Source organism: Microbacterium mitrae, from assembly GCF_008017445.1.
GTDB classification, from domain to species: Bacteria; Actinomycetota; Actinomycetes; order Actinomycetales; family Microbacteriaceae; genus Microbacterium; species Microbacterium mitrae.
In genome coordinates this window covers 478,094-499,402 of the sequence record NZ_VRSW01000002.1, presented here as the reverse complement: position 1 = coordinate 499,402, position 21,309 = coordinate 478,094, and the positions used below count along the sequence as shown (strand labels likewise).

At 63.3% G+C, this 21,309-nt stretch carries 21 protein-coding genes and 1 tRNA gene; 3 read left to right on the top strand and 19 right to left on the bottom strand.

The features are described 5' to 3' along the window. Nucleotides 1-23: 23 nt before the first annotated feature. The 6 genes from FVP60_RS13040 to dusB form a co-directional block, all read right to left on the bottom strand. Complete coding sequence (locus FVP60_RS13040; RefSeq protein ID WP_187240622.1) at nucleotides 24-179, bottom strand: hypothetical protein; 156 nt, start codon at nucleotides 177-179, stop codon at nucleotides 24-26. A gap of 148 nt (nucleotides 180-327) precedes the next feature. After that, nucleotides 328-400: transfer RNA gene (locus FVP60_RS09160), tRNA-Asn, on the bottom strand. Nucleotides 401-549: 149 nt separating this feature from the next. Next, complete coding sequence (locus FVP60_RS09155) at nucleotides 550-1,371, bottom strand: ATP-binding cassette domain-containing protein (protein ID WP_187240621.1); 822 nt, start codon at nucleotides 1,369-1,371, stop codon at nucleotides 550-552. Between the two features lie 32 nt (nucleotides 1,372-1,403). Then, a complete protein-coding gene (gene dnaG, locus FVP60_RS09150) occupies nucleotides 1,404-3,320 on the bottom strand; it encodes a DNA primase (protein WP_147825947.1) in 1,917 nt (638 codons plus the stop codon). After that, nucleotides 3,320-4,639 carry a deoxyguanosinetriphosphate triphosphohydrolase gene (locus FVP60_RS09145; protein WP_246132539.1) on the bottom strand — a complete coding sequence of 440 codons (1,320 nt, stop codon included), beginning with the start codon at nucleotides 4,637-4,639 and terminating at the stop codon, nucleotides 3,320-3,322. Before FVP60_RS09145 ends, dnaG begins: the two co-directional genes overlap by 1 nt. 4 nt (nucleotides 4,640-4,643) lie before the next feature. Further along, nucleotides 4,644-5,798, bottom strand: a complete 1,155-nt coding sequence (gene dusB / locus FVP60_RS09140; RefSeq protein WP_147826028.1) for a tRNA dihydrouridine synthase DusB — start codon at nucleotides 5,796-5,798, stop codon at nucleotides 4,644-4,646. Nucleotides 5,799-5,911: 113 nt separating this feature from the next. Between dusB and FVP60_RS09135 the strand changes: the two genes are divergently transcribed. After that, nucleotides 5,912-6,415 carry a glutathione peroxidase gene (locus FVP60_RS09135; RefSeq protein WP_147825945.1) on the top strand — a complete coding sequence of 168 codons (504 nt, stop codon included), beginning with the start codon at nucleotides 5,912-5,914 and terminating at the stop codon, nucleotides 6,413-6,415. 69 nt (nucleotides 6,416-6,484) lie between these two features. Here the strand turns inward: FVP60_RS09135 and FVP60_RS09130 are convergent, their stop codons facing one another. Further along, the gene (locus FVP60_RS09130; protein WP_147825944.1) at nucleotides 6,485-7,159 is read right to left on the bottom strand and encodes a DsbA family oxidoreductase; all 675 of its coding nucleotides are present in this window, start codon (nucleotides 7,157-7,159) and stop codon (nucleotides 6,485-6,487) included. A gap of 126 nt (nucleotides 7,160-7,285) precedes the next feature. On the opposite strand from FVP60_RS09130, the gene FVP60_RS09125 reads away from it, so the two are divergent. Further along, nucleotides 7,286-8,404 carry a PIG-L family deacetylase gene (locus FVP60_RS09125; RefSeq protein ID WP_187240619.1) on the top strand — a complete coding sequence of 373 codons (1,119 nt, stop codon included), beginning with the start codon at nucleotides 7,286-7,288 and terminating at the stop codon, nucleotides 8,402-8,404. 4 nt (nucleotides 8,405-8,408) lie between these two features. On the opposite strand, the gene FVP60_RS09120 is transcribed toward FVP60_RS09125, so the two are convergent. Genes FVP60_RS09120 through FVP60_RS09110 form a run of 3 tightly spaced genes read right to left on the bottom strand, consistent with a single transcriptional unit; the run spans nucleotide 8,409 to nucleotide 11,403 of the window. Further along, the gene (locus FVP60_RS09120) at nucleotides 8,409-9,230 is read right to left on the bottom strand and encodes an isoprenyl transferase (RefSeq protein WP_147825942.1); all 822 of its coding nucleotides are present in this window, start codon (nucleotides 9,228-9,230) and stop codon (nucleotides 8,409-8,411) included. Beyond that, nucleotides 9,230-9,952 (bottom strand): DNA repair protein RecO, encoded by a 723-nt coding sequence (gene recO / locus FVP60_RS09115; protein WP_147825941.1) that lies wholly within the window; start codon nucleotides 9,950-9,952, stop codon nucleotides 9,230-9,232. The genes FVP60_RS09120 and recO overlap by 1 nt, the downstream gene beginning before the upstream one ends. Before the next feature lie 44 nt (nucleotides 9,953-9,996). Continuing rightward, entirely contained in the window at nucleotides 9,997-11,403 is a 1,407-nt protein-coding gene (locus tag FVP60_RS09110) for an RNB domain-containing ribonuclease (protein WP_147825940.1), read from the bottom strand. Nucleotides 11,404-11,443: 40 nt separating this feature from the next. Between FVP60_RS09110 and FVP60_RS09105 the strand changes: the two genes are divergently transcribed. Then, entirely contained in the window at nucleotides 11,444-12,130 is a 687-nt protein-coding gene (locus tag FVP60_RS09105; RefSeq protein ID WP_147825939.1) for a trimeric intracellular cation channel family protein, read from the top strand. A gap of 52 nt (nucleotides 12,131-12,182) precedes the next feature. Here FVP60_RS09105 and leuA read toward each other — a convergent pair whose 3' ends face one another. The 9 genes from leuA to hrcA form a co-directional block, all read right to left on the bottom strand. Continuing rightward, nucleotides 12,183-13,937 (bottom strand): 2-isopropylmalate synthase, encoded by a 1,755-nt coding sequence (leuA, locus tag FVP60_RS09100; RefSeq protein WP_147825938.1) that lies wholly within the window; start codon nucleotides 13,935-13,937, stop codon nucleotides 12,183-12,185. 358 nt (nucleotides 13,938-14,295) lie between these two features. Then, a complete protein-coding gene (gene era, locus FVP60_RS09095) occupies nucleotides 14,296-15,180 on the bottom strand; it encodes a GTPase Era (RefSeq protein ID WP_147825937.1) in 885 nt (294 codons plus the stop codon). Next, nucleotides 15,173-16,480 (bottom strand): hemolysin family protein, encoded by a 1,308-nt coding sequence (locus tag FVP60_RS09090; RefSeq protein ID WP_147825936.1) that lies wholly within the window; start codon nucleotides 16,478-16,480, stop codon nucleotides 15,173-15,175. The genes era and FVP60_RS09090 overlap by 8 nt, the downstream gene beginning before the upstream one ends. Further along, a complete protein-coding gene (gene ybeY / locus FVP60_RS09085) occupies nucleotides 16,477-16,941 on the bottom strand; it encodes an rRNA maturation RNase YbeY (RefSeq protein ID WP_147825935.1) in 465 nt (154 codons plus the stop codon). The genes FVP60_RS09090 and ybeY overlap by 4 nt, the downstream gene beginning before the upstream one ends. Further along, nucleotides 16,935-17,948 carry a PhoH family protein gene (locus tag FVP60_RS09080; RefSeq protein WP_147826027.1) on the bottom strand — a complete coding sequence of 338 codons (1,014 nt, stop codon included), beginning with the start codon at nucleotides 17,946-17,948 and terminating at the stop codon, nucleotides 16,935-16,937. Before FVP60_RS09080 ends, ybeY begins: the two co-directional genes overlap by 7 nt. Nucleotides 17,949-17,991: 43 nt before the next feature. After that, nucleotides 17,992-18,342: a histidine triad nucleotide-binding protein gene (locus FVP60_RS09075; RefSeq protein ID WP_147825934.1), complete on the bottom strand. Its 351-nt coding sequence runs from the start codon at nucleotides 18,340-18,342 to the stop codon at nucleotides 17,992-17,994. A 23-nt stretch (nucleotides 18,343-18,365) separates the two neighbouring features. Next, the gene (locus FVP60_RS09070; RefSeq protein WP_147825933.1) at nucleotides 18,366-19,094 is read right to left on the bottom strand and encodes a 16S rRNA (uracil(1498)-N(3))-methyltransferase; all 729 of its coding nucleotides are present in this window, start codon (nucleotides 19,092-19,094) and stop codon (nucleotides 18,366-18,368) included. Beyond that, complete coding sequence (gene dnaJ / locus FVP60_RS09065) at nucleotides 19,094-20,197, bottom strand: molecular chaperone DnaJ (RefSeq protein ID WP_147825932.1); 1,104 nt, start codon at nucleotides 20,195-20,197, stop codon at nucleotides 19,094-19,096. The genes FVP60_RS09070 and dnaJ overlap by 1 nt, the downstream gene beginning before the upstream one ends. Nucleotides 20,198-20,232: 35 nt before the next feature. Then, nucleotides 20,233-21,261, bottom strand: coding sequence for a heat-inducible transcriptional repressor HrcA (gene hrcA / locus FVP60_RS09060; RefSeq protein WP_147825931.1), 1,029 nt, complete (start codon nucleotides 21,259-21,261; stop codon nucleotides 20,233-20,235). Nucleotides 21,262-21,309: the final 48 nt, after the last annotated feature.

Sequence of the window (21,309 nt, the reverse complement as noted above, 5' to 3'; positions counted from 1 at the left end):
TCTATCCAAGCGTGTCGTGAGCCCTACTGGTGCCCAAGACCTTCTTTGCGTCGCTCGTCTTGCGAGCCCAGGTTGTCGGTGCCTTCGCTCTGCTCGAACGCCTCGTCGCGGACTTCCTGACGCTTCTCCTGCTCGACCCGCTCCGTACGCAACTCGTTGTTGTCTTTGCGGTGTCCCATGAGAGTTCCTCCATTCCTGGTCGTCGTTGCGCCAAGCCTCCCAGATTCGGGAGGGATTGAAAACCCTTTGTTGCGGTACCGCCGCGGCGCACATCGGCGCGCAAATGCAAGTAACCCCCGGAAGTCTCAGACTTCCGGGGGTTTTCTGCTCCCCCATTTGGACTCGAACCAAAAACCTGCCGATTAACAGTCGGCTGCTCTGCCAATTGAGCTATGAGGGATCAGCCCCGTCGCGGGGCAACCACACCAGCATAGCAAACAAGATTGGTGCATCAGAACACGAGCCAACTTCCGGGCGCGTCGCGCGTTTGTCCCGTTCTTGGCTGGCAAGCGGAAAGCAAAAGCACCGCCACCTGCTGGTTCCGCGCTCCTAGCGCCGACGCTCGCGACGCTGCCGCCTCGTGCGCGGCGGCTCGGTATGTTCGGCCAGGAAAGCCGCAGAAATCGGGCCCGTGGGGGTGGGTCGCGGAACCGCGGTGAAGTCGCCGTCGGCGACAACATGCCCGCCACGTAGCGCGATGGCGGAAGCCTGAAATTCGCGCGTGAGGTTGGCGTCGTTGGTGACGATGAGGCTGGCCATATTGCGCTCACGTTGGCGTCGCCGAATGGCCTCATAGATCACCGGACGCATTTCAACGTCAAGGTTCGCCATCGGGTCATCCGCGACGAGTAGGGCCGGCTCCAGCACCATGGCGTGAGCAAACGCGACGCGTTGCAACATGCCGGCGCTGAGCTCATACGGGTACTTGTCGGCCGCGCCGAGCGGCAGATGCACCTCATCAAGCAACGACGCGACGCGCTGACGCAGGGCCGCTGGATTGTGTTTGCGCGAACGCGAGGTGATCGGTGAGGCGATAATCTCCCCCACCGTGAACTGGGGTGGCAACAGCGCCCCGGCGCCCTGCGGCAGGTATCCGGTGCGCACCAGCCACTCGCGTCGCAGTCGCCCTGGTCGCTTGCCAGGAATTCCACCCACCGTCAGGTCGCCGCCAACGATGTCAACGCCCGACGCCGGCTGGCCCGCAATCAGCGAGGCCAGCGTCGTCTTCCCGGCACCGGCAGGGCCAGAAACGACGAAGGTCTCCCCCGGTTGAATGACCAGCGTGACACCGTCAACGATGCGCAACTGCGTGGTCCCGATGCTGAGATCAACGGCGCGAACCGCGGCGGAGTCATGTCGTCGGCGTGCCATCATCCCATCCTGACCCAGGCTCGTCGCGAGGTCTACTCGCCACGCAGACTACGGATGCGAACATCGAGTTCGCGCAGCTGCACTCGCAGAGCGCGCCCCTCTTCCGACTCTGCCGCGATTCGTTGCACGGCGCCGAGCAGCTCGTTCTTTTGCGCATTCATCGCGCGTTCCACTTTCGAAAGCGCGAGATCTTGAGCCGCAACGACGGCGGCTTGTTCGTCTTTCGCAGGAAATTCTGCCGCCAGCAGCTCGCCCGCCACGAGTCGATATGGTTCGCGCACGCCGCCGATTGCGGTGAGCGCCCAGCCCGGCTTGGTGCGCTCACTGTGCGCCAGAATCGCGGCCCGCACCGCGTCGAACGCGGGGTGGCTGAACGGCGTCTGTAGCGCCTCTGCCATCAGATCTTGATCCAGCAGGTGCCCGTACTGCAAGAACGCCATCAGCGTATTGCGGTCGCGGTATACATCCGGGGTGCGCGGTAGCGTCGCGAGTGTAACGGCGACGGCAGGCATTTGCTCTTCGCCCGCGAGGGATGCCCCTGGGGCACCGGGGGTGCCGGAACCACTGGTTGCGCCATCGCCGCCGTGCTGTTGCGTGCGGCGATCGTCTGCGCGACGTTCGGCGGGCGCACGACGCGCGGCGGCCTCAACCTCGCGGTGAACGTCGGTCGGATCCATTCCGAGGCGACGAGCGAGCACCCGCTCGTACTCGGGTCGAAGCAGGGCGTCTCGAATATCGGCCAGCACGGGAGCCGCGGCTCGCAGCGCGCCGACCCGACCCTCAACCGATGCGAGGTCGTAACTGGCCAGGCGCTGATCGATCACAAACTCAAACATCGGCACTTTGGAGGTCATCAGCGAAAGCACTGCCTGATCGCCGCGCTGCAATCGCAAATCGCACGGGTCGAGGCCATCGGGGGCGACAGCCACATAGGTCTGCGCGTTGAATCGCTTCTCTTCAGCAAATGCTCGTAGCGCGGCCTTTTGGCCCGCGGCATCCGGGTCAAAGGTGAAAACAACCTCGCCGTGGCCGGAATCATCCCCCATCACTCGCCGCAGCACGTTGATGTGGTCAACGCCAAAAGCCGTTCCGCAGGTCGCGACAGCCGTGGTGATGCCGGCGACGTGGCAGGCCATCACGTCGGTGTAGCCCTCAACAACCACAACACGTTTCGGGTCGCCACGGGCGATGTCTCGCTTGGCGAGGTCAAGGCCGTACAGCACCTGTGCCTTCTTGTAGATCGGCGTCTCCGGAGTGTTGAGGTATTTCGGCCCCTTGTCGTCTTCGTACAGTTTGCGGGCGCCAAAGCCGATGGTCTGCCCCGTCACATCGCGGATCGGCCAGATCAGGCGCCCACGAAACCGGTCGTACACGCCGTGGTTGCCCTGAGACACCAGCCCGGCAGCGAGCAGCTCGTCGCGTGTGAACCCCTTGCGCACCAGCGCATTGGTCATGTTGTCCCAGCCACGTGGCGCGTAGCCGACGGCGAAGTGATTTGCGTGGGCGGCGTCAAACCCACGCTCACCCAAGAATGCGCGAGCGGTCTCGGCCTCGGCCGAACCGATCTCTCCGCGGAAGAACTCGACGGCTGCGGCATTGGCGGCATACAGCCGCGCGCGTCCGCTGGTTCCTGGCGCCGAGGCGCCATCTTCGTAGTGCAGCGGGTAGCCAAGGCGCCCAGCAAGACGCTCCACGGCCTCGGTAAAGGTGACGTGATCCATCTCACGCAAGAAGGTGTAGACATCACCAGACTCGCCGCAACCAAAGCAGTGGTAGTAGCCAACCTGTGGTCGCACGTGAAAGCTCGGCGACTTCTCGTCATGAAACGGGCAGAGCCCCTTGAGCGAGCCCACACCCGCTGAGCGCAACGCAACCCGCTCACCGATGATCTCGTCAATTCTGGTGCGCGCCTTCACCTCATCGACGTCGGCCTGCAAGATGCGGGGCATCAGTACGACCTCGTCACGGGGCGAGCGCCCGGCGACCAAATACCAACGTCGGCGGCGTCGATGTCACCGACGAATCGGCGATGCCAGGCGAGCGCAGTCGCATCGGTGAGGCTTGCGACCTGGTCAACGATGACGCGCTGGCGAGCGACATCGTCGCGGGCAGCACGGAAGTCGGCGGAGAACACCGGATCCAGCGCGTGCCCGCCCTCGTTCCATAGTGCCGAGGCGAGGCGCTTGAGCACCTTGCGCTGCTCTTTGTAAATCGACTTACGGCCCTCGATCGACACGACCGAGGCACCGATAATGCCCTTGAGAACGGCAACTTCAGTTTCAACGTCGCGCGGAACCACGACATGCGCCTGATAGCGCGTCATGGTGACGACGGGGTACGCCTCGCGCGTGGCAATGGTGGCGGCTCGAGCAAACCGGCCAATCAGGTCGCTGGTGAGGTTCTTCAAACGCGCCAGATCGTGACGCGAGGCATCGAAGCTCTTCAGCCACAGCGGCAGGCGGGTGAGCCGGTAAAGCGCCTCATCGAGCTCGTCGCGCGAGTAGTCAAAGCCCACCCATGCCTGAATGCTGGAGACGAGCGCCTCGTGCTCTGCCGGGTCGGAGAGCCGGGCGGGGCTCAGGTACCCGTTGACAATGGCATCTTCGAAATCATGCACCGAATAGGCAATGTCATCCGAGAGATCCATCACCTCGGCCTCAATGCAACGCACGCGCTCGGGTGCGCCAAGACGCATCCAGTCAAAGACCGGCTCGTCATCGGGGTATACGCCAAACTTCAGTCGACCACCCGGGTCTGGCACCGGCGCATCCAGCGTCCACGGGTATTTGCACGAGGCGTCAATGCTCGCGCGGGTGAGGTTGAGCCCGAAGGAGTCGCCGTTCTCATCCATTACCTTCGGCTCGAGCCGCACCAGAATACGCAACGTCTGGGCGTTACCTTCAAAGCCGCCAATGCCTTCTGCCCACGAATTAAGGGCCCGCTCGCCGTTGTGCCCAAAAGGGGGATGACCGAGATCGTGCGTCAGGCACGCGGTATCGACGAGGTCGGGATTGAGCCGCAGGCTTGTCGCAAGTTCACGCCCCACCTGCGCCACTTCAAGCGAGTGGGTCAGACGATTGCGGGCAAAATCGGCGGGCGATGCCGGCGAGAGTACCTGGGTCTTTGCGGCGAGGCGTCGCCACGCGGCGGAGTGCAGCACGCGAGCGCGGTCGCGGGCAAAATTGTCGCGCTCAGAGCGGTGCTGCTCTGGGTGAAAGCGCTCGACATCATGCGCATCGTAGCCATCCGCGATACGCCCTGATCCCACGCCATCAACCGCCACTGGTATCCGCTTCTCCTTCAGTCAGGTTGCAGGCCACATCGGCTGCGATGTCGTGCGAATTGAGCCAACCATCCGGCAGCACCGTTCGCTTCGGAGTTCCGGCTCGGCCACGCTGACCCTCGGCAGCCTCACCAGGGTAGGGCGCGTCAAGGTCAAGCAGGGTGGTGAGCTCGTCGATCTCCGCCAACGTACTCACCGTAGCGAACCGCGAGCGGATATCTCCACCAACCGGATACCCCTTGAAATACCAGGCGGCGTGCTTTCGAATGTCACGGCAGCCACGAACCTCGTCTTCAAAGAACTCGGTGAGCAATTCGGCGTGACGCTTGAAGGCGGCAGCAACAAAGCCCAGGGTCGCATCAACGGGCTTGGCGGCAATGTTGTTGCCCAGCGCGTGTGCCAGCTCGCCGAACAGCCACGGGCGACCGAGGCAGCCGCGGCCGACCACGACGCCGTCGGCGCCGGTCTGCGCCATCATGCGCACGGCATCGTCGGCTGACCAAATGTCGCCGTTGCCCAACACCGGCACGCTCGTGACGGTCTCTTTCAGGGTGGCGATGGCATCCCAATCGGCGTGGCCGGAGTACATCTGGCTCGCGGTGCGGCCATGCAGCGCAACGGCGGCAACACCCGCGTCTTCTGCCATGCGTCCGGCATCAAGATACGTCAGGTGGTTGTCGTCAATGCCCTTACGCATCTTGACGGTGAGGGGCAGATGCTCGGCGGCCTGCACCGCCTGGGTCACGATCTGGTTGAACAGCGTGTGCTTCCACGGTAGGGCGGAGCCGCCGCCCTTGCGCGTGACCTTGGGCACGGGGCAGCCAAAGTTCAAGTCGATGTGATCGGCGCGGTCTTCGGCGACGATGATGCGCACGGCCTCAGCAACCGTCTTCGGGTCAACGCCGTACAGCTGAATGGATCGAATGTTCTCCGACTCGTGGTGCGTCACCAGTCGCATGGTGACCTCGTTGCGCTCGACGAGGGCGCGCGAGGTGATCATCTCGCTGACAAAGAGACCAGCGCCGTACTCGCGGCACAGCCGGCGAAATGCAGTGTTGGTGATGCCTGCCATCGGCGCCAGAACGACCGGAGCTTCCAATTCGATCGGCCCGATGCGTAGCGGCTGAGTGGGAGCTGTAGTCATCGTCACCCCTCTATTCTCCCCCACCCGGAGCTCACCGGGTGCGGCGCGCTCCCAGCCACGCCATTTCTGCCGAATTTCGCCCTGGTTCCGCCCGTCCGCAGTAGTCTCAAAGCATGACCGACACTACGGAGACCCCCCTGCGCGACATCGCTTTTGTCGATGCGGAGGGTAACGAACACACGCTCGCCGAGTACCGCGATGACGTCGTGATGATTGTCAACGTCGCCTCCAAATGCGGATTGACGCCTCAGTACGAGCAACTCGAAGAGCTGCAGAAGACCTACGGCGACCGCGGCTTCACGGTGCTCGGTTTTCCGTGCAATCAGTTCATGGGACAAGAGCCCGGAACCATGGAAGAGATTCTCGACTACTGCGCCATGACGTGGGGCGTGTCGTTTCCGATCAACGACAAGGTTAAGGTCAATGGCCGCTCCGCGGCCCCCCTGTACAAGGCGCTGAAGAAGACGAAAGACACCGACGGTAAGCGCGGCCCGGTGCTGTGGAACTTCGAAAAGTTCGTGCTGACCCCCGGGGGCACGCTGCACCGGTTCCGCCCGCCGGTCATCCCGACCGACCCCGCCGTGATCTCCGTTATCGAGGCAAACCTGCCTCGATGACGGAGGCCTCGGCGCCATGACACGACGAAGGCGCTCACCGTTCGCGGTGAGCGCCTTCGTCATTAATCGCTATGAGGCGGCGGGCTCGGTCTCCTCTGCCCATACCTGGCGCAATACCTGCGCGAAGGCATCGGCGGGCTGTGCGCCCGATACGCCGTACTTGCCGTTGATAACAAAGAATGGCACACCCTGAATGCCAAACTTCACGGCCTGCGCCTGATCGGCGCGAACATCGTCAAGGTACTGCTGAGACTGCAAGGCGGCCCGTGCTGCATCGGCGTCAAGACCGACCTCGGCTGCCAGCGCGACGAGGCTATCGATCTCGCCGACATGCTTACCCTCGGTGAAGTACGCCGACATCAACCGCTCGGCCATTTCGTGCTGCTTGCCGTGCGCCTTCGCAAAGTGAAGCAGCTCGTGCGCGCGCACCGTGTTGGTGTGCTTGAGCACGTCGAAGTTGTACTCCAGACCGGCTCCCTGCGCGACCTGAGTCACATGGTCAAGCATCTGTGAAACCTGGTCTTTGGGCATGCCCTTGTGCGTGGCAAGAAAGTCGATCTCACTGCCGTCAAAGTCGACGGGAGTATCGGGGGAAAGCTCGTATGAGTGGTAGGTGATCTCTACTTGCGGGGCATCGGGATCATTCGAGGTCGCGGCAATTCCGCCCTCGAGATTGCGCTTGCCGATGTAGCACCACGGGCAGGCGATATCGCTCCACACGTCAATTTGAATCTTTTCGGTCACCTCATGCACAACATCAGGGTTATTGGGTTCTATTCCCGGGGTTTTCCCCGATGAAGATCGCAGCACGCCCACTTACGCTGGAAAGCGCCGGGCAGTAGCTTGCTCGACGCACGTGGAAGGGGAACCATGCAGGGGACACGCCGTCACGCGCGCGCACGCCGTCGTCGGCTCAGGCGACTCACCGTGATGTGGAGCATCATCGGCGTCGCCGTGTTGGGTGTTGTCGGCTTCGGGGCGGGAGCCGCCACCGGGCTCATTCCGGTATTCCAACAGTCACACAGCGAGTCGGCCGGTACCCCGCAGCCGGTGGCGCCCTCGCCTACGCTCACCCCCTCACCGACACCCGAGCCACAGCCGACGACGACAACCCCCACACCTGAGCCCACGGTTCCGTCACCGCCCACACCGCCGACGCCTGCGGCATCCCCTGCAACGCAGGAATGCGCAACCGAGACGACGATGTCGGTGATGGCTCACTACGACGATGACCTCATTTTTGCGAACCCGACGATCGCGAATGCCATGGCGGCCGATCTGTGCGTGCGCACCGTTTTCGTGACCGCGGGTGATGCTGGTTCGGGGATGCAGTACGCGACCTCTCGCGAGAGCGGAATTCTGAGTGCGTACGATGTGCTGCGCGGCAGCGACCTGCCGTGGACGGAGGAGCACTTCACCCTGGCGTCGGGCCTGCCCGTGACCCGCTTCACCGCCAGCGACGATCCATCAATCTCGGTGACGTTTTTGAGACTGCCCGATGGCAATATCAAGGGCGACGGGTTCGAAGCCACGGGGTGGGAGAGCCTGGCGCGGCTACGCACCGACACGATCTCGGTCATTCACACGGTCGACTCGCATGCCGAGGTCTCCCTCAATCTGCTGCAAGCATCGCTGACCGAACTCACCAGCGCCTACTCCCCCACGAACGTGCTCACCCTGGTTCCGAACGAGTCGTGGGCATCGAAGCGTGATCACTCGGACCACAGCGCGGTCGGCTCACTGACCCGCGCCGCGGCGCAGGCCGCCGGCGTTCCCGCGGCGCAGCTCCACTACGCGACGGGCTACGGCAACAAAGACCGTCCAGCCAATGTCACCGGTGCGGCACTTGACCTCAAGCTGCTCGCGTTTTGGACCTATACGCAGTACGACAGCGTCATGAAGTGCAAGACCCCGGCTGATTGTTTGAACATCAAGATGTTCGGGCATTCGCTGGAACGCGAGTACTTTCTGACCGACGCCGAGCTCTAACCGGCTACGAGGCGGGTTCTGCGGCAGGCTTCGGCGCATCAATCGCGCCACCGAAGCGGCGGGTTCGGCCGGTGTAAATATCGATCGCCTGCCAGAGGTCTTGGCGGGTGAAGTCGGGCCACAGCGTGTCCAAGAACACCATCTCGGCGTACGCCGACTGCCACAGCAAGAAGTTTGACGTGCGTTGTTCGCCGGATGACCGCACGAAAAGGTCTACATCGGGCATGTCTGGCAGGTAGAGCCGCTTCGCGATGAGCGTCTCATTGACCGCGCTCGGCTTGATTTTGCCCGCGGCCACATCTTCGGCAATCGAGGTCATGGCGTCGGCCAGTTCAACCCGGCCACCGTAATTGACGCACATGGTGAGGGTGAGCGTGGTGTTCTCCCGGGTGAGTTCTTCGGCGTGACGGAGCTCTTTGATCACCGATCGCCACAGCCGCGGAGTGCGCCCCGCCCACCGCACGCGAACGCCCCACTCGTTGAGCTGGTCGCGCCGACGGTGAAGCACATCGCGGTTAAAACCCATCAAGAAGCGAACCTCTTCTGGCGAGCGCGCCCAGTTCTCGGTAGAGAACGCATAAACCGAGAGATGGCGAACCCCGGCCTGAATGGCGCCGGCCACCACATCCAGCAGCGCCATTTCCCCAGCCTTGTGCCCCTCCACGCGGTTCAGTCCCCGCTGATTTGCCCACCGACCGTTGCCGTCCATCACGACGGCAACGTGCGCGGGAACAGCCTTTTTGGGGTACTCCGGCGGGTAGATTCCCGTCCAGTCCAGCGGCCGAAACGGCACGGCGTCTTTGTGGGTATATGGCTTCGGGGTCACTACGCCTCCACGTGTGCGAGCGAGCGAATGCTGCGCTCGAGGTGCCATTGGGTATATGCGGCGATCAGTCCGGATGCGCGCGTTTGGTCGTTGGGGGCTGCCGATTCAATTGCAGTCCAGTCGCCACGGATCAGCGCCTCCAGCATGCTGGTGGTGCCCGCAGGTACGCGGGCGGAACCAACGGGTGCGCAGTTATCGCACACCATGCCGCCCAGCTGTGCGACAAACGTCTGGTGCGGCCCCTCCTGTGCACAGCGCGCACAGTGTTCCAGCCCTGGCGCCCAGCCCGAAAGCGACATCGCGCGCAGCAGGTAAGAGTCCAGAATCGCTCGCGAACCATGCTCACCACGGGCAAGCGCCCGTAGCCCGCCAACCAGCAAGAGGTACTGCTGTGCCGTCGCCTCCGAGTCGCCCAGGCGATCGGCGGCCTCCACCATGGCGTTTGCCGCGGTGAAGCGGTCGTAATGCAACACGATATCGGCGCCGTAGGTTGCCAGACTTTCCGCCTGGTTCACAATGTCGAGCGAGCGCCCCTCGTACAGTTGCGCGTCAACCACCATGAACGGCTCAAGGCGTGAACCAAACTTCGAGCTGGTGCGGCGAACCCCCTTGGCCACGGCGCGAATCTTGCCGTGGCGCCTGCTGAGCAGCGTGACAATGCGGTCTGCTTCTCCCAGTTTGTGGGTTCGCAGCACGACGGCTTCGTCACGATAGGTGGGCACACTCCATTATCGCGCGCCGCACCGACACTGGGGGCTGCGCCCCGCTAGGCAACGACAAACACCGCTCCCGCATCGGTGATGCTTTGCAGCCTCAGCCGCACCGCGGTTCCGGGTTCGCCCTCCACCACCGCGGTAATCGTGACCGGCGGATCTATCAGCTCAAGCTCGGCCCGGTTTTCTCGACGGTCAACGATTAGCGCATCAAAGACCTCACCGACCCGCGGGGCGAGAATCACGGCGGTGACGGCCGCAATACACTCCCGCTCGAGCGCTCCCGCTTTTTGAGAGCTTGCCGCCATGATTTCGCTGAGGCCGTCAAGCCCCGCAGCCGCCCAGGGCGCGATCTGGGTGCCGTTTGCAATGGCGTCACAGTGTGCCAGCACGTAGCGGTCAACCAGGCGTCTCAGCGGCGCCGTGGTGTGCGCATACGGCGCACCAATGGCCGCCTGAATCACCTCGTCTGGCGTCTCGGTGCCGGTGAGCACGTGGTAGCCGGCGCCGCGGAACAATGACCGTGCGGCCATCAGCACCGCGATAGCCGCGGGGTGGTCGCGATCAAGGCGGCGCAGATACCCGCCGTACTCTTCATCCTCGGCAAACGGCAGCCCCATCGCGGCAACTTCTCGCCGAAAGTGCTCCATCGCGTCCTGCGGCGGCTTCGGCATGGTTCGCAGAATGCCGCGCCCAGCACCAAGCTGCAATTGCGCCGCCGCCATGCCGGTCATCAACGAAATCTGGGCGTTCCATTGCTCCACCGGCAGGAGTTGGCGGCGCTTGATGGTCCACGAGTCGCCGTCGGCGACGATCTCCTCCTCCGGCATGTCAAGTGAGGCGCCGCCGCGCTGTGCCTCAAGTGCAATGCGGCGCTCGCCGACCTGTCGCAGCAGCCCCATCAACAGATCGTCGTTGTCAGCGCGGTGCTGTGCCTCGTCATAGGAGAGACGTTCACGGCTTCGCACCCGAGCGCGCTTCAGGGTGGTGGCGGTGACCGTGCCCACGTCGTCCAACTCGAAGGTCCACACGTAGGCGGAGCGCACCACGTCAGGCAGCAGGCTGGCAGCATCCTCGCTGATCGCGCGAGGGTGCAGGGGCGCGCTCTCATCCGGCGCGTACATGGTTTGACCCCGCCGACGCGCCTCGTGATCAATGGCGCCGCCCGCCGTGACAACCGCCGGCAGGTCGGCGATCGCGTAATACACCCGGTACCCGTCGGCGGCCGGCTCGATGAAGAGCGCCTGATCGAGATCTTTCGACCCCTCCGGGTCGATCGTCACAAACGCGATGTCGGTCTGATCATGCTCCGGCAACGGCGGGTGCGCGGTCGCATCGACCGCCTCGCGCTCAACGCGGGCATCGAAGGAGATCGAAATATTGAGCTGGTCTCGAATCTGCGCGAACTGCGCGGCTAGATCGGTGTGCTCGGCGGCGAGGCGTGTCGTGCGAAACGGCATGCCTTCAACCTAACCCCATCGAGCACGCAAGAATGGAGCGGTGATCGAAACCGTGTTCGTGATTCCGCTGTGGGCGGATCTTCTTGCCGTCGGTGTCGGTGGCGTGCAGGGCGCGCTGTTTGCCGCGGGGTTTCAGGGCGAGCGACGCCTTGACCTGTTGGGCGTTGCCATCATGGGGCTTCTGGTCGGCATGGGCGGCGGTCTCATCCGCGACCTGCTCATTGGCGTGCCACCGGCCACCTTGCAGTCCAACTGGTACCTGTTGACGGCGTGCGGCGCCGCACTCGTCGGCATGCTGCTGGCCGGAGTATTGCATCGCGCCAATGCGATCATCGTGGTGCTGGACGCCGGGGCTATTGGCATGTTCGGGGCGTTCGGCACGGTGAAGGCGCTCACCGTGGGAATGCCCGTGGTGCCCGCGGTTTTCGTGGGCGTCTGCGCAGCCGTTGGCGGATCAGTGCTGCGTGACGTCATCATGGGCTTGCCCGTCGCCATCATGCACGTCGGCTCGCTCTACGCGGTCGCAGCCGGTGCCGGATGCGCCACCGTTGCCGTCGCGTTCTCGCTCGGCGCCCCCATGGTTCCAGCCGCCATCGCCGGCATTCTGGTGACCGCCGTGATCCGCGTGCTGGCCGTGATCTTTGACCTCTCGCTTCCGGAGCAGCGGCGCCTGCACCGGCGCAAGGTGGCCGCAGAGACCGGAACCATCACAATCGTCAAGCCGTAAAAGGCGAGTTCCGGGGTGCCATATTGGCACCCCGGAACTCAGGCTCGTCTCGCTACACCAGAGCGGCGTTGCGCTCCCGCGAGCGAATAGAACGGTTCACTCCCGACACGATGGCACGCAACGACGAGGTCGAGATGTCGCCGTCAATGCCGACGCCCCACAGGCGATCGCCGTCAACCTGCAGTTCGATGTACGACGCTGCCTGCGCGTCGCCGCCCGAGCTCATCGCGTGCTCCACGTAGTCGTAGACGGTGACATCAAAGCCCAGGCTCTGTAGCACGTTCACGAAGGCCGCAACCGGGCCGTTGCCGGTTCCCTGCGTCTGAATGCGCTCATCGCCGTCACGCAACACCACATCAAGCACGACCTCGCCGGTCATCTCAGAGCTGGTGCGCGTTGCGAGCAGTTCAAATCGACCCCAGCGATCTTCTGCCATATCGGCCGGCAGGTACTCGTCGTTGAAGATGGCCCAGATTTGGTCGCTCGTGACTTCGCCGCCCTCGGCGTCTGTCTTGGCCTGCACGACGCCGGAGAATTCGATCTGCAGCTTTCGGGGCAGATCAAGCGCGTGGTCGTTCTTCAGCAGGTAGGCGACGCCACCCTTGCCAGACTGCGAGTTGACGCGAATGACGGCCTCGTACGAACGCCCGAGGTCTTTCGGGTCAACGGGGAGGTACGGAACGGCCCACTCGATGTCGTCGACGCTGACGCCCTGGGCGTCGGCCTTCGCCGCCATCGCCTCGAAGCCCTTTTTGATCGCGTCTTGGTGCGAGCCGCTGAACGCGGTAAAGACCAGGTCGCCTGCCCACGGGCTGCGCTCCGGAACCGGCAGCTGGTTGCAGTATTCGACCGTGCGCTTGACCTGATCGATGTCGCTGAAGTCGATCATCGGGTCGATGCCCTGCGTGAACATGTTGATGCCCAACGCCACCAGGTCAACATTGCCGGTGCGCTCGCCATTGCCAAACAGGCAGCCTTCAATGCGATCAGCGCCCGCCAGGTACCCGAGCTCCGCAGCTGCCACCGCGGTTCCGCGGTCGTTGTGCGGGTGCAGCGACAGGATGACATTCTCGCGGTACTTGAGGTGCCGGTTCATCCACTCGATCGAGTCGGCGTAGAGGTTCGGCGTTGCCATCTCGACGGTTGCCGGCAGGTTGATGATGACCTTGTTCTCGGGAGTCGGCTGCAGCACATCAAGCACGGCGTTGCAGATTTCTGCCGCGTACTCCAGCTCCGTGCCGGTGAAGCTCTCCGGGGAGTACTCGTAGTACACCTTCGTCTCGGGAACACGCTCCTCAAACTCCTTGCACAAGCGCGCGCCTTCCAACGCGATGTTCTTGATGCCCTCCTTGTCGGAGCGGAACACCACCTCGCGCTGCACGATGCTGGTCGAGTTGTAGAAGTGCACGATGGCCTGCTTCGCGCCGACGATCGATTCAAACGTGCGCTCAATGAGGTGCTCGCGCGACTGGGTCAGCACCTGAATGGTGACATCGTCCGGGATGAGGTTTTCTTCAATCAGCTGACGAACGAAGTCGAAGTCGGTTTGGCTGGCCGAGGGAAAGCCGACCTCGATCTCCTTGTAGCCCATGCGAACCAGCAGGTCGAACATGACGCGCTTGCGCTCGGGGCTCATCGGGTCGATCAGAGCCTGGTTGCCGTCGCGCAGGTCAACCGCGCACCAACGCGGAGCCTTTTCGATGTGCTTGTCGGGCCAGGTGCGATCGGGCAGGTCGACGGCGATGATGTCGTGGAACGGGCGATACTTGTGGATCGGCATTCCGGAGGGGCGCTGGGTGTTTTCCATGATGTTTGCTTCTTCTTCAAAGAGACGGAAGGACCAACAGCAAACTCCGCGACGAGGAAGGCCCTAGAACGAGGTCTCGTCGCGGCAGCTAAGAAGGAGCGTGCCCGCGCGCATGCAGTCAGCGTAGCACGGTCTGTGGACGACGCGAGAAAGTGTGATGCCGCGATCACGAACGGTTGCTCGTCATCGCGGCATACGCCGGCGCCTCCGGATCGTCCCCACGAAATCTCGACGCCGACAACTCTTTCAACGAATGCGAACTCGTTGCCTAGGAGGTAGCGACAGCATAACCAGCGCGCTGTCGAGCGACAAGAGCTCCACAAGATTCTGGGGATAACTCCACAATCCTGTGGCGACCTTAGAAACCGAGGCGACCCAATTGCTTCGGGTCGCGCTGCCATTCCTTCGCGACACGAACGTGCAGGCTCAGAAATACCCGGGTGCCGATCAATGGTTCCAACTCGGCGCGAGCGCGAGCTCCGACGTCACGCAGACGCGAACCCTTGCGGCCAATGATGATGGCTTTCTGGCTGTCGCGCTCCACCACGATGTCGGCGAAGACGTCGGTGAGGTCGCTGTCTTCGCGCTCCGAAATCTCGGAGACTGTCACCGCGATGGAGTGCGGCAATTCGTCGCGCACGCCGTCAAGCGCCGCCTCGCGAATAATCTCCGCCACCCGGTCTTCCAGCGACTCGTCGGTCACCACGCCTTCGGGGTACAGCGCATCGCCCTCGGGCATGAGCGCAAGAAGCTCATCAGAGAGCACGTCAAGCTGGTCGTTGGTGATGGCAGAAAGCGGAATCACGGCCGCCCAGTCTTCACGCAGCGCGTCGACCTCGATCAGTCGCTCCATGATCTCATCGCGCGAGGCGGTGTCGGTCTTGGTGACAATGGCGACCTTTTTTGCGCGACGGTAGCCGTCAAGCGATGCCGCGATGCGCGTGTCGCCGGGGCCAACCTTTTGGTCTGCAGGCACGCAGAACGCGATGACGTCAACGTCGCCAAGCACCTGCTCAACCAGATCGTTCAATCGCTGGCCGAGAAGAGTACGCGGGCGGTGAATACCCGGCGTGTCCACAATCACGAGTTGGCCTGCGGGCCGATTGACGATGCCGCGAATGGCTCGTCGGGTAGTCTGTGGCTTGTCGCTCGTAATGGCGACCTTCTGGCCAACGAGGGCGTTGGTCAGGGTTGACTTGCCCACATTGGGTCGGCCAACGAACGTTACGAATCCGCTACGCATTTTCGTCTCCTGGTTCCGGGTTTTCGGCGACGAACGCCTCTTCAGTTGCCGTCAGCGCGGCGTTGCGTTCCACGATGATGTTCGCGAGCCCCTTCCGGCGACCACGCGATTCACCGCCGGTCATAATGATGCCGTCTGACTCGGCGACGGCGCCGGGCTCGGGCACGCGGCCGAGCTCCTTGGCCAACAAGCCGCCGATGGAGTCGACGTCTTCGTCATCCAATTCGATGCCGAACAGGTCTCCGACCTCATCCAGCGGGAGCCGCGCCGACACCCGATAGCGGCCATCGCCAAGGTCGATGATCTCCGAGGCGCGAGCGTCGTACTCGTCAGAGATATCGCCAACCAGCTCTTCGATGAGGTCTTCCAGGGTCACCAGCCCCGATACCCCGCCGTACTCGTCGACCACGAGGCACACGTGGATCGCGTCACGCTTCATCTGCTGCAGTAGCGTCTCGGCCTTCATCGCCTCAGGCACAAAGACCGGCTCACGCGCAATGTCGGTGGCGAGCCGAGAGCGCCAGCCCGTTTCATCCGCGAACGTCGACGCGATCACGTCTTTTAGATAGAGCATGCCGACAACGTCGTCATCTTCGGTGATCGGCATGCGCGAAACGCCAGACGTCAAGAACAGGCGCACGGCTTCTTCCGTGGTCGCATCGTTCTCGATGGTGACCATCTCGGTACGCGGAACCATGACGGCTCGCACGAAGCGGTCGGTGAAGTCGAAGACCGAGTGGATCAGCTCGCGGTCATCCTCTTCAATCAGGTCATGGCTCGCCGCCTCATCGACCATGCTGAGCAGCTGCTCTTCCGAGGTGAACGAGGTGCCACGGGTGACGCCGGGGGTAACCCGATCACCCAGCGCTGCCAGACCATGCGCCAGCGGGCCGATCGCGATTCGACAGGCCCGGATGATGGGGGCCGTTGCCCGCAACAATCCGGTGGCGTGTTGCCTACCCACCGAGCGCGGGCTGGCACCGACTAGCACAAACGAGACGCCCGTCATGATGATCGCGGCCGCCAGAATCGACCAACCAATGTTGTCGAGCAGAATCACGAACAGTGCGGTGACCATGACCGCGGCCGTGGTTTCAGCCAAGATACGCATGAAGACGACGGCGTTCGCGTGAGACGGAACGTCCTCACCAATGAGCCGCAACGACTTCGCGTTGCGGCCATGCTGTGACCATTCCGCAAAATCTTGCCGACTCGTTACCCCGAGCGCGGCATCGATTGCCGCCATCAATCCGCCAAACGCCACGAGCAAGATCGCGGCGATAAGCAAGAAGATTGTCATCGCGCGTTTTTCTCACCCTCATGGAAGTGAGCGATCAGTTCGCGCTGGAGGCCAAACATTTCGCGTTCTTCTTCTGGCTCGGCGTGGTCGTATCCCAGCAGGTGCAGCAATCCGTGCGTGGTGAGCAGGATGAGCTCATCCATCATGGTGTGCCCTGCCGTCTTGGCCTGTGCCTCGGCCACCTGCGGGCACAGCACAATGTCGCCAAGCAATCCGGGCTCTGTCGGCTTGTCCATGGTTCCGGGGCGCAGCTCATCCATCGGAAAAGACAGCACGTCGGTGGGGCCGGGCTCGTCCATCCACTGCACGTGCAGTGCTTCCATCGCGCCCTCGTCGACAAGCACGATTGCGACCTCGGCATCGGGGCTGACGTAGAGCGCCGCGAGGTTGCTCTCGGTGAGACGCAACAGCACGGTTTCGTCGATGCTGATGGCGGATTCGTTGTTGATCTCGATCATGATCGTCCTCGTCGGGGCTGTCGGTCTTGGGGGCGAAGTCCGGCGCGGCGCTCGGTACGGTTCGCAAGTTCAGAAGCCTGCTCACGCTCATGCCGGGCCGCGGTGCGCTTCTCGTCATACTCGCTGTACGCGTCAACGATGCGTCCGACCAGCGAATGACGCACCACATCGGCGCTCGTGAGCCGCGCAAAGTGAATATCGTCGATGTTCTTCAACACGTTGGAGACCAGGCGCAAACCACTCGTTCCCTGTGGCAAATCGACCTGGGTGATGTCACCGGTGACGACCATCTTGGTTCCAAAGCCCAGTCGCGTGAGGAACATCTTCATCTGTTCTGGCGTCGTGTTTTGCGCCTCATCGAGCACGACGAACGAGTCGTTGAGGGTGCGGCCGCGCATGTACGCGAGGGGTGCGACCTCAATGGTTCCGGTGGCCATGAGCTTGGGCAGCACATCGGGGTCGATCATTTCGTTCAGCGCGTCGTACAACGGGCGCAGATACGGATCGATCTTGTCGGTGAGCGTGCCTGGCAAGAATCCCAACCGCTCCCCTGCCTCCACGGCGGGCCGTGTCAGGATGATGCGGTTGACCTCTTTGCGCTGCAGCGCCTGCACCGCTTTTGCCATCGCCAGGTACGTCTTGCCGGTACCGGCCGGGCCGATGCCAAACACGATCGTGTTCTCATCGATCGCGTCAACGTAGTCGCGCTGGCCCAGGGTTTTGGGCCGAATGACCTTGCCACGTGACGAAAGAATCGGCTCGCTGAGCACTTCGGAGGGACGAAGACCCTCCTGCTGCAGGCGCGCTGAGGTGGCAACCTCCTCCGGAACCAGGTTGTGGCCGGAGCGGGTCATGGTGAGAAGCTCTTCGACCAGACTCTTGGCGGCGTCGACAGCCGCCGGCTCTCCGGTGAGGGTAATTTCGTTGCCACGCACCGTGATCTGCACGCCGGGGTGTTGCTTTTCGACCATGCGCAACAGGCGGTCCTGCGGGCCGAGGAGCTGAACCATCGCGACGCCGTCTGCGAAGATCTGCTTGGTTACTGTTTGGGAGTCAGGCACCCATACTCTTTTCGGTTAGTTCGCCCGCGAGAACGTGGGCGTGGACGTGAAAGACGGTTTGACCGGCGTTCGAGCCCGTATTAAAAATCAGCCGGAAGTGACCGTCGGCGTGCTCATTGGCGAGCTGCTGCGCTACGGCCACCATCTCCTGCATCAGGGCAGGGTCGGCAGCGGCAAGTTCGGTGACATCGCGGTAGTGCTGCGTCTTGGGAATGACGAGCAGGTGCACGGGCGCTTGCGGCGCAATGTCTTTGATCGCAAAGACATTGTCGGTCTCGGCAACAATCGTCGCCGGGATCTCGCGCTGCAAAATGCGGGTAAAGATCGAAGGCTCACTGCTCATACCGGCAGTCTATCGGGGCGTGCTCACCAGCGGCCGAGAACCACACTCAGTGCAGCGAGGGCAGCAGGCCCTGCCGTCGACGTACGCAACACGGTGGTTCCCATGCGCGACAGCGTCGCTCCGGCGTTAGCGAGTGTGGCAAGCTCCTCCGGCGTGATGCCGCCCTCGGGGCCGACCACGAGCCAAACGTCGCGATCCTTGGGAAGGCTGAGCGTCGTGAGAGCGTCGGAGGCGGAAGGCTCCAACACCACAATGCTGACCTCGCCGGCACGAGCGGTGAGTTGCGCTGTCGTGACGGGATCGCTCACCACGGGCACCCACGCGCGGTGCGCCTGCTTCGATGCCTCGCGGGCAATGCTCTGCCACCTGGCGACGCCCTTTGCGACCTTGCCCGCGTCCCACCGCGAAACACTCCGCGATGCCTGCCATGGCACGATCGCACTGACACCCAGCTCCGTCGCCGCCTCGACGGCGCGCTCATCTCGATCGCCCTTGGCCAGAGCCTGCACCAAGACGATGCGCGGATTCTCATCGGCGATGTGGCGCCGCTCGTCGAGCGAAATCTCAACCAGTTTTGGCGCAACCGATGTCACGGTTCCGCTCACCCAGGTTCCGACGCCGTCGCCGAGCGTAACCGCTTCACCGACACGCACGCGCCGCACGGCGGCAGCGTGATGTGCCTCGGGCCCGGTGAGGGTGACCGACTCCCCCGCCAGTTGTTCGGGGGTGTCAACGATGAAATGCAGTGCCATTAGTGGGTACGAAATCGATCGCGTAGCTTGGCAAACAACCCCTGCTGGTGCTGAGCGAGGGCGGGGCCCGGCGACTTCATCGAGCTTTGTAGCTGCTCGATGAGGGCACGCTGCTTGGTGTCGAGCTTGGTGGGGGTGACCACGTGAATGCCGACGCGCAGGTCGCCGCGGTTGGAACCACGCAGCGGCGTAATACCGCGACCCTTGATGGTCAGCTCGTCACCGGACTGCACCCCGGGACGAATTTCGAGATCAACGGAGCCATCCAGCGCGTCGATCGTTGTGGTGGTTCCGAGAATCGCGTCTGGCATCGCCACTTCGAGCAGCGCGACCAGGTCATCGCCCTCGCGGGAGAATGCGGCATTCGGGGCGACCTTGATTTCAAGGTACAGGTCTCCGTTGGGTCCGCCAGCGGGGCCAACCTCGCCGGAGCCCGGAAGCTGCAGACGCAGGCCGTCATCAACGCCGGCGGGGATGTCGAGCGAGACGGTGCGACGCGAGCGCACACGGCCCTGGCCCGCGCACGTGACGCACGGGGACGGGATGGTGGTGCCATAACCGCGGCACACGTTGCACGGCGCGTTGGTCAGCATTGTGCCGAGCAGGCTTCGCACCTGCTGCTGCACGTGGCCGGTACCGCCACAGATCTCACACGTGACGGGTGAGGTACCTGGCTGGCAGCAGGAGCCCTCGCAGGTCTCACACAGCACAGCCGTGTCGACCTCAATATCGCGGTGAACGCCGAAGATGACGTCGGAGAGTTCGACGGTGACCTTGACCAGAGCGTCTTGTCCGCGCTCACGCCGCGAGCGGGGACGAGGGCCGCGAGCTTGGCCGCCACCAAAGAACGTCTCGAAAATGTCGCCGAAGCCGCCAAAGCCGCCGCCGCCAAACGCCGAGTCGCCACCGTTGTCGTAGCGTTCACGCTGCTTCGGGTCGCTCAGCACGTCGTAGGCGTGCGTGACGAGCTTGAACTGCTCCTCCGCCTCTTCACCGGGGTTGACGTCGGGGTGGAGTTGGCGGGCGAGTTTGCGGTACGCCTTCTTGATTTCTTCGGTCGTCGCTTCACGCGAAACACCCAAAACTTCGTAGTGGTCTGCCACTTCAGCCTTTCTCGGGGCAGGCGCCCCTCATCACGTCAGCGACGTGCTTCATCTTCATCCAGCAACCGGGTCAGGTACCGTGCGACAGCGCGCACGGCGGCGAGGTTGCTGGGATAGTCCATGCGTGTCGGGCCCATCAGTCCGACACGCGCCCGGGAGCCGGGTGCGTCGTAGTCGCTCGTGACGAGCGAAGCCTCGGAGAGTCCGAAGGCGGCGTTTTCTGCGCCGATCGATGCGGCCAGGCCCTCACGATCGGCGACCATTTCTTCCATCAGTCGCACGAGGGTGGCCTGCTCTTCGATCGCCTCGAGCAGCGGGTGAATGCTGCCGCGAAAGTCGAGTTCACGCCGCGCCAGGGTTGCCGCGCCCGCCATCACGAGTTTGTCTTGACGAAACTCGTCGAGCTCTTCAGCCACCGCGTCGCTGAGCACCGCGATCGCGGTGTCGGTTTCTGCCGCTTCTGCGCGCCGATCTTCGAGACGAGCCGAAGCCTTGCGAACCTCGTAGCCTGTGACGAGATCATTGAGCCTGCCCTTGAGTGCGAGCGCGTCGTGCTCGGTGATCTCCTGCGGCAGGTTCACAATGCGCTGCGAGACGCGGCCGGTGTCGGTCACCACGATGACGAGCACCCGCATGGGCGCGAGCAGCACCAGCTCAATGTGGGTGACGGTGGCGCGGGCAAATGACGGATATTGCACGAGCGCCACTTGACCGGTCAACTGCGTCAGGCACCGTACCGTGCGCGAGAGCAGGTCATCAAGGTCGGCTGGGTCGTCCAGAAAGGACGAAATCGCGGTGCGCTGGGCAGAGCTCAGCGGCCGCAGTTCGGCCAAATGATCAACAAAGACACGGTAACCCTTGTCGGTGGGAACCCGCCCGCTCGAGGTGTGTGGCGCCACGATGAGATCTTCGTCTTCGAGCAACGCCATATCGTTGCGAATGGTCGCCGCCGACACTCCAAAAGCATGGCGGTCAACGATCGACTTTGAACCAACGGGTTCGCGGGTGTCGACGTAGTCCTGCACAATTGCGCGGAGAACCTGGAGTCCTCGCTCGGATACCACGACCTCTCCTCTCGTTGGCACTCAATACGTTCGAGTGCCAATTCTAAC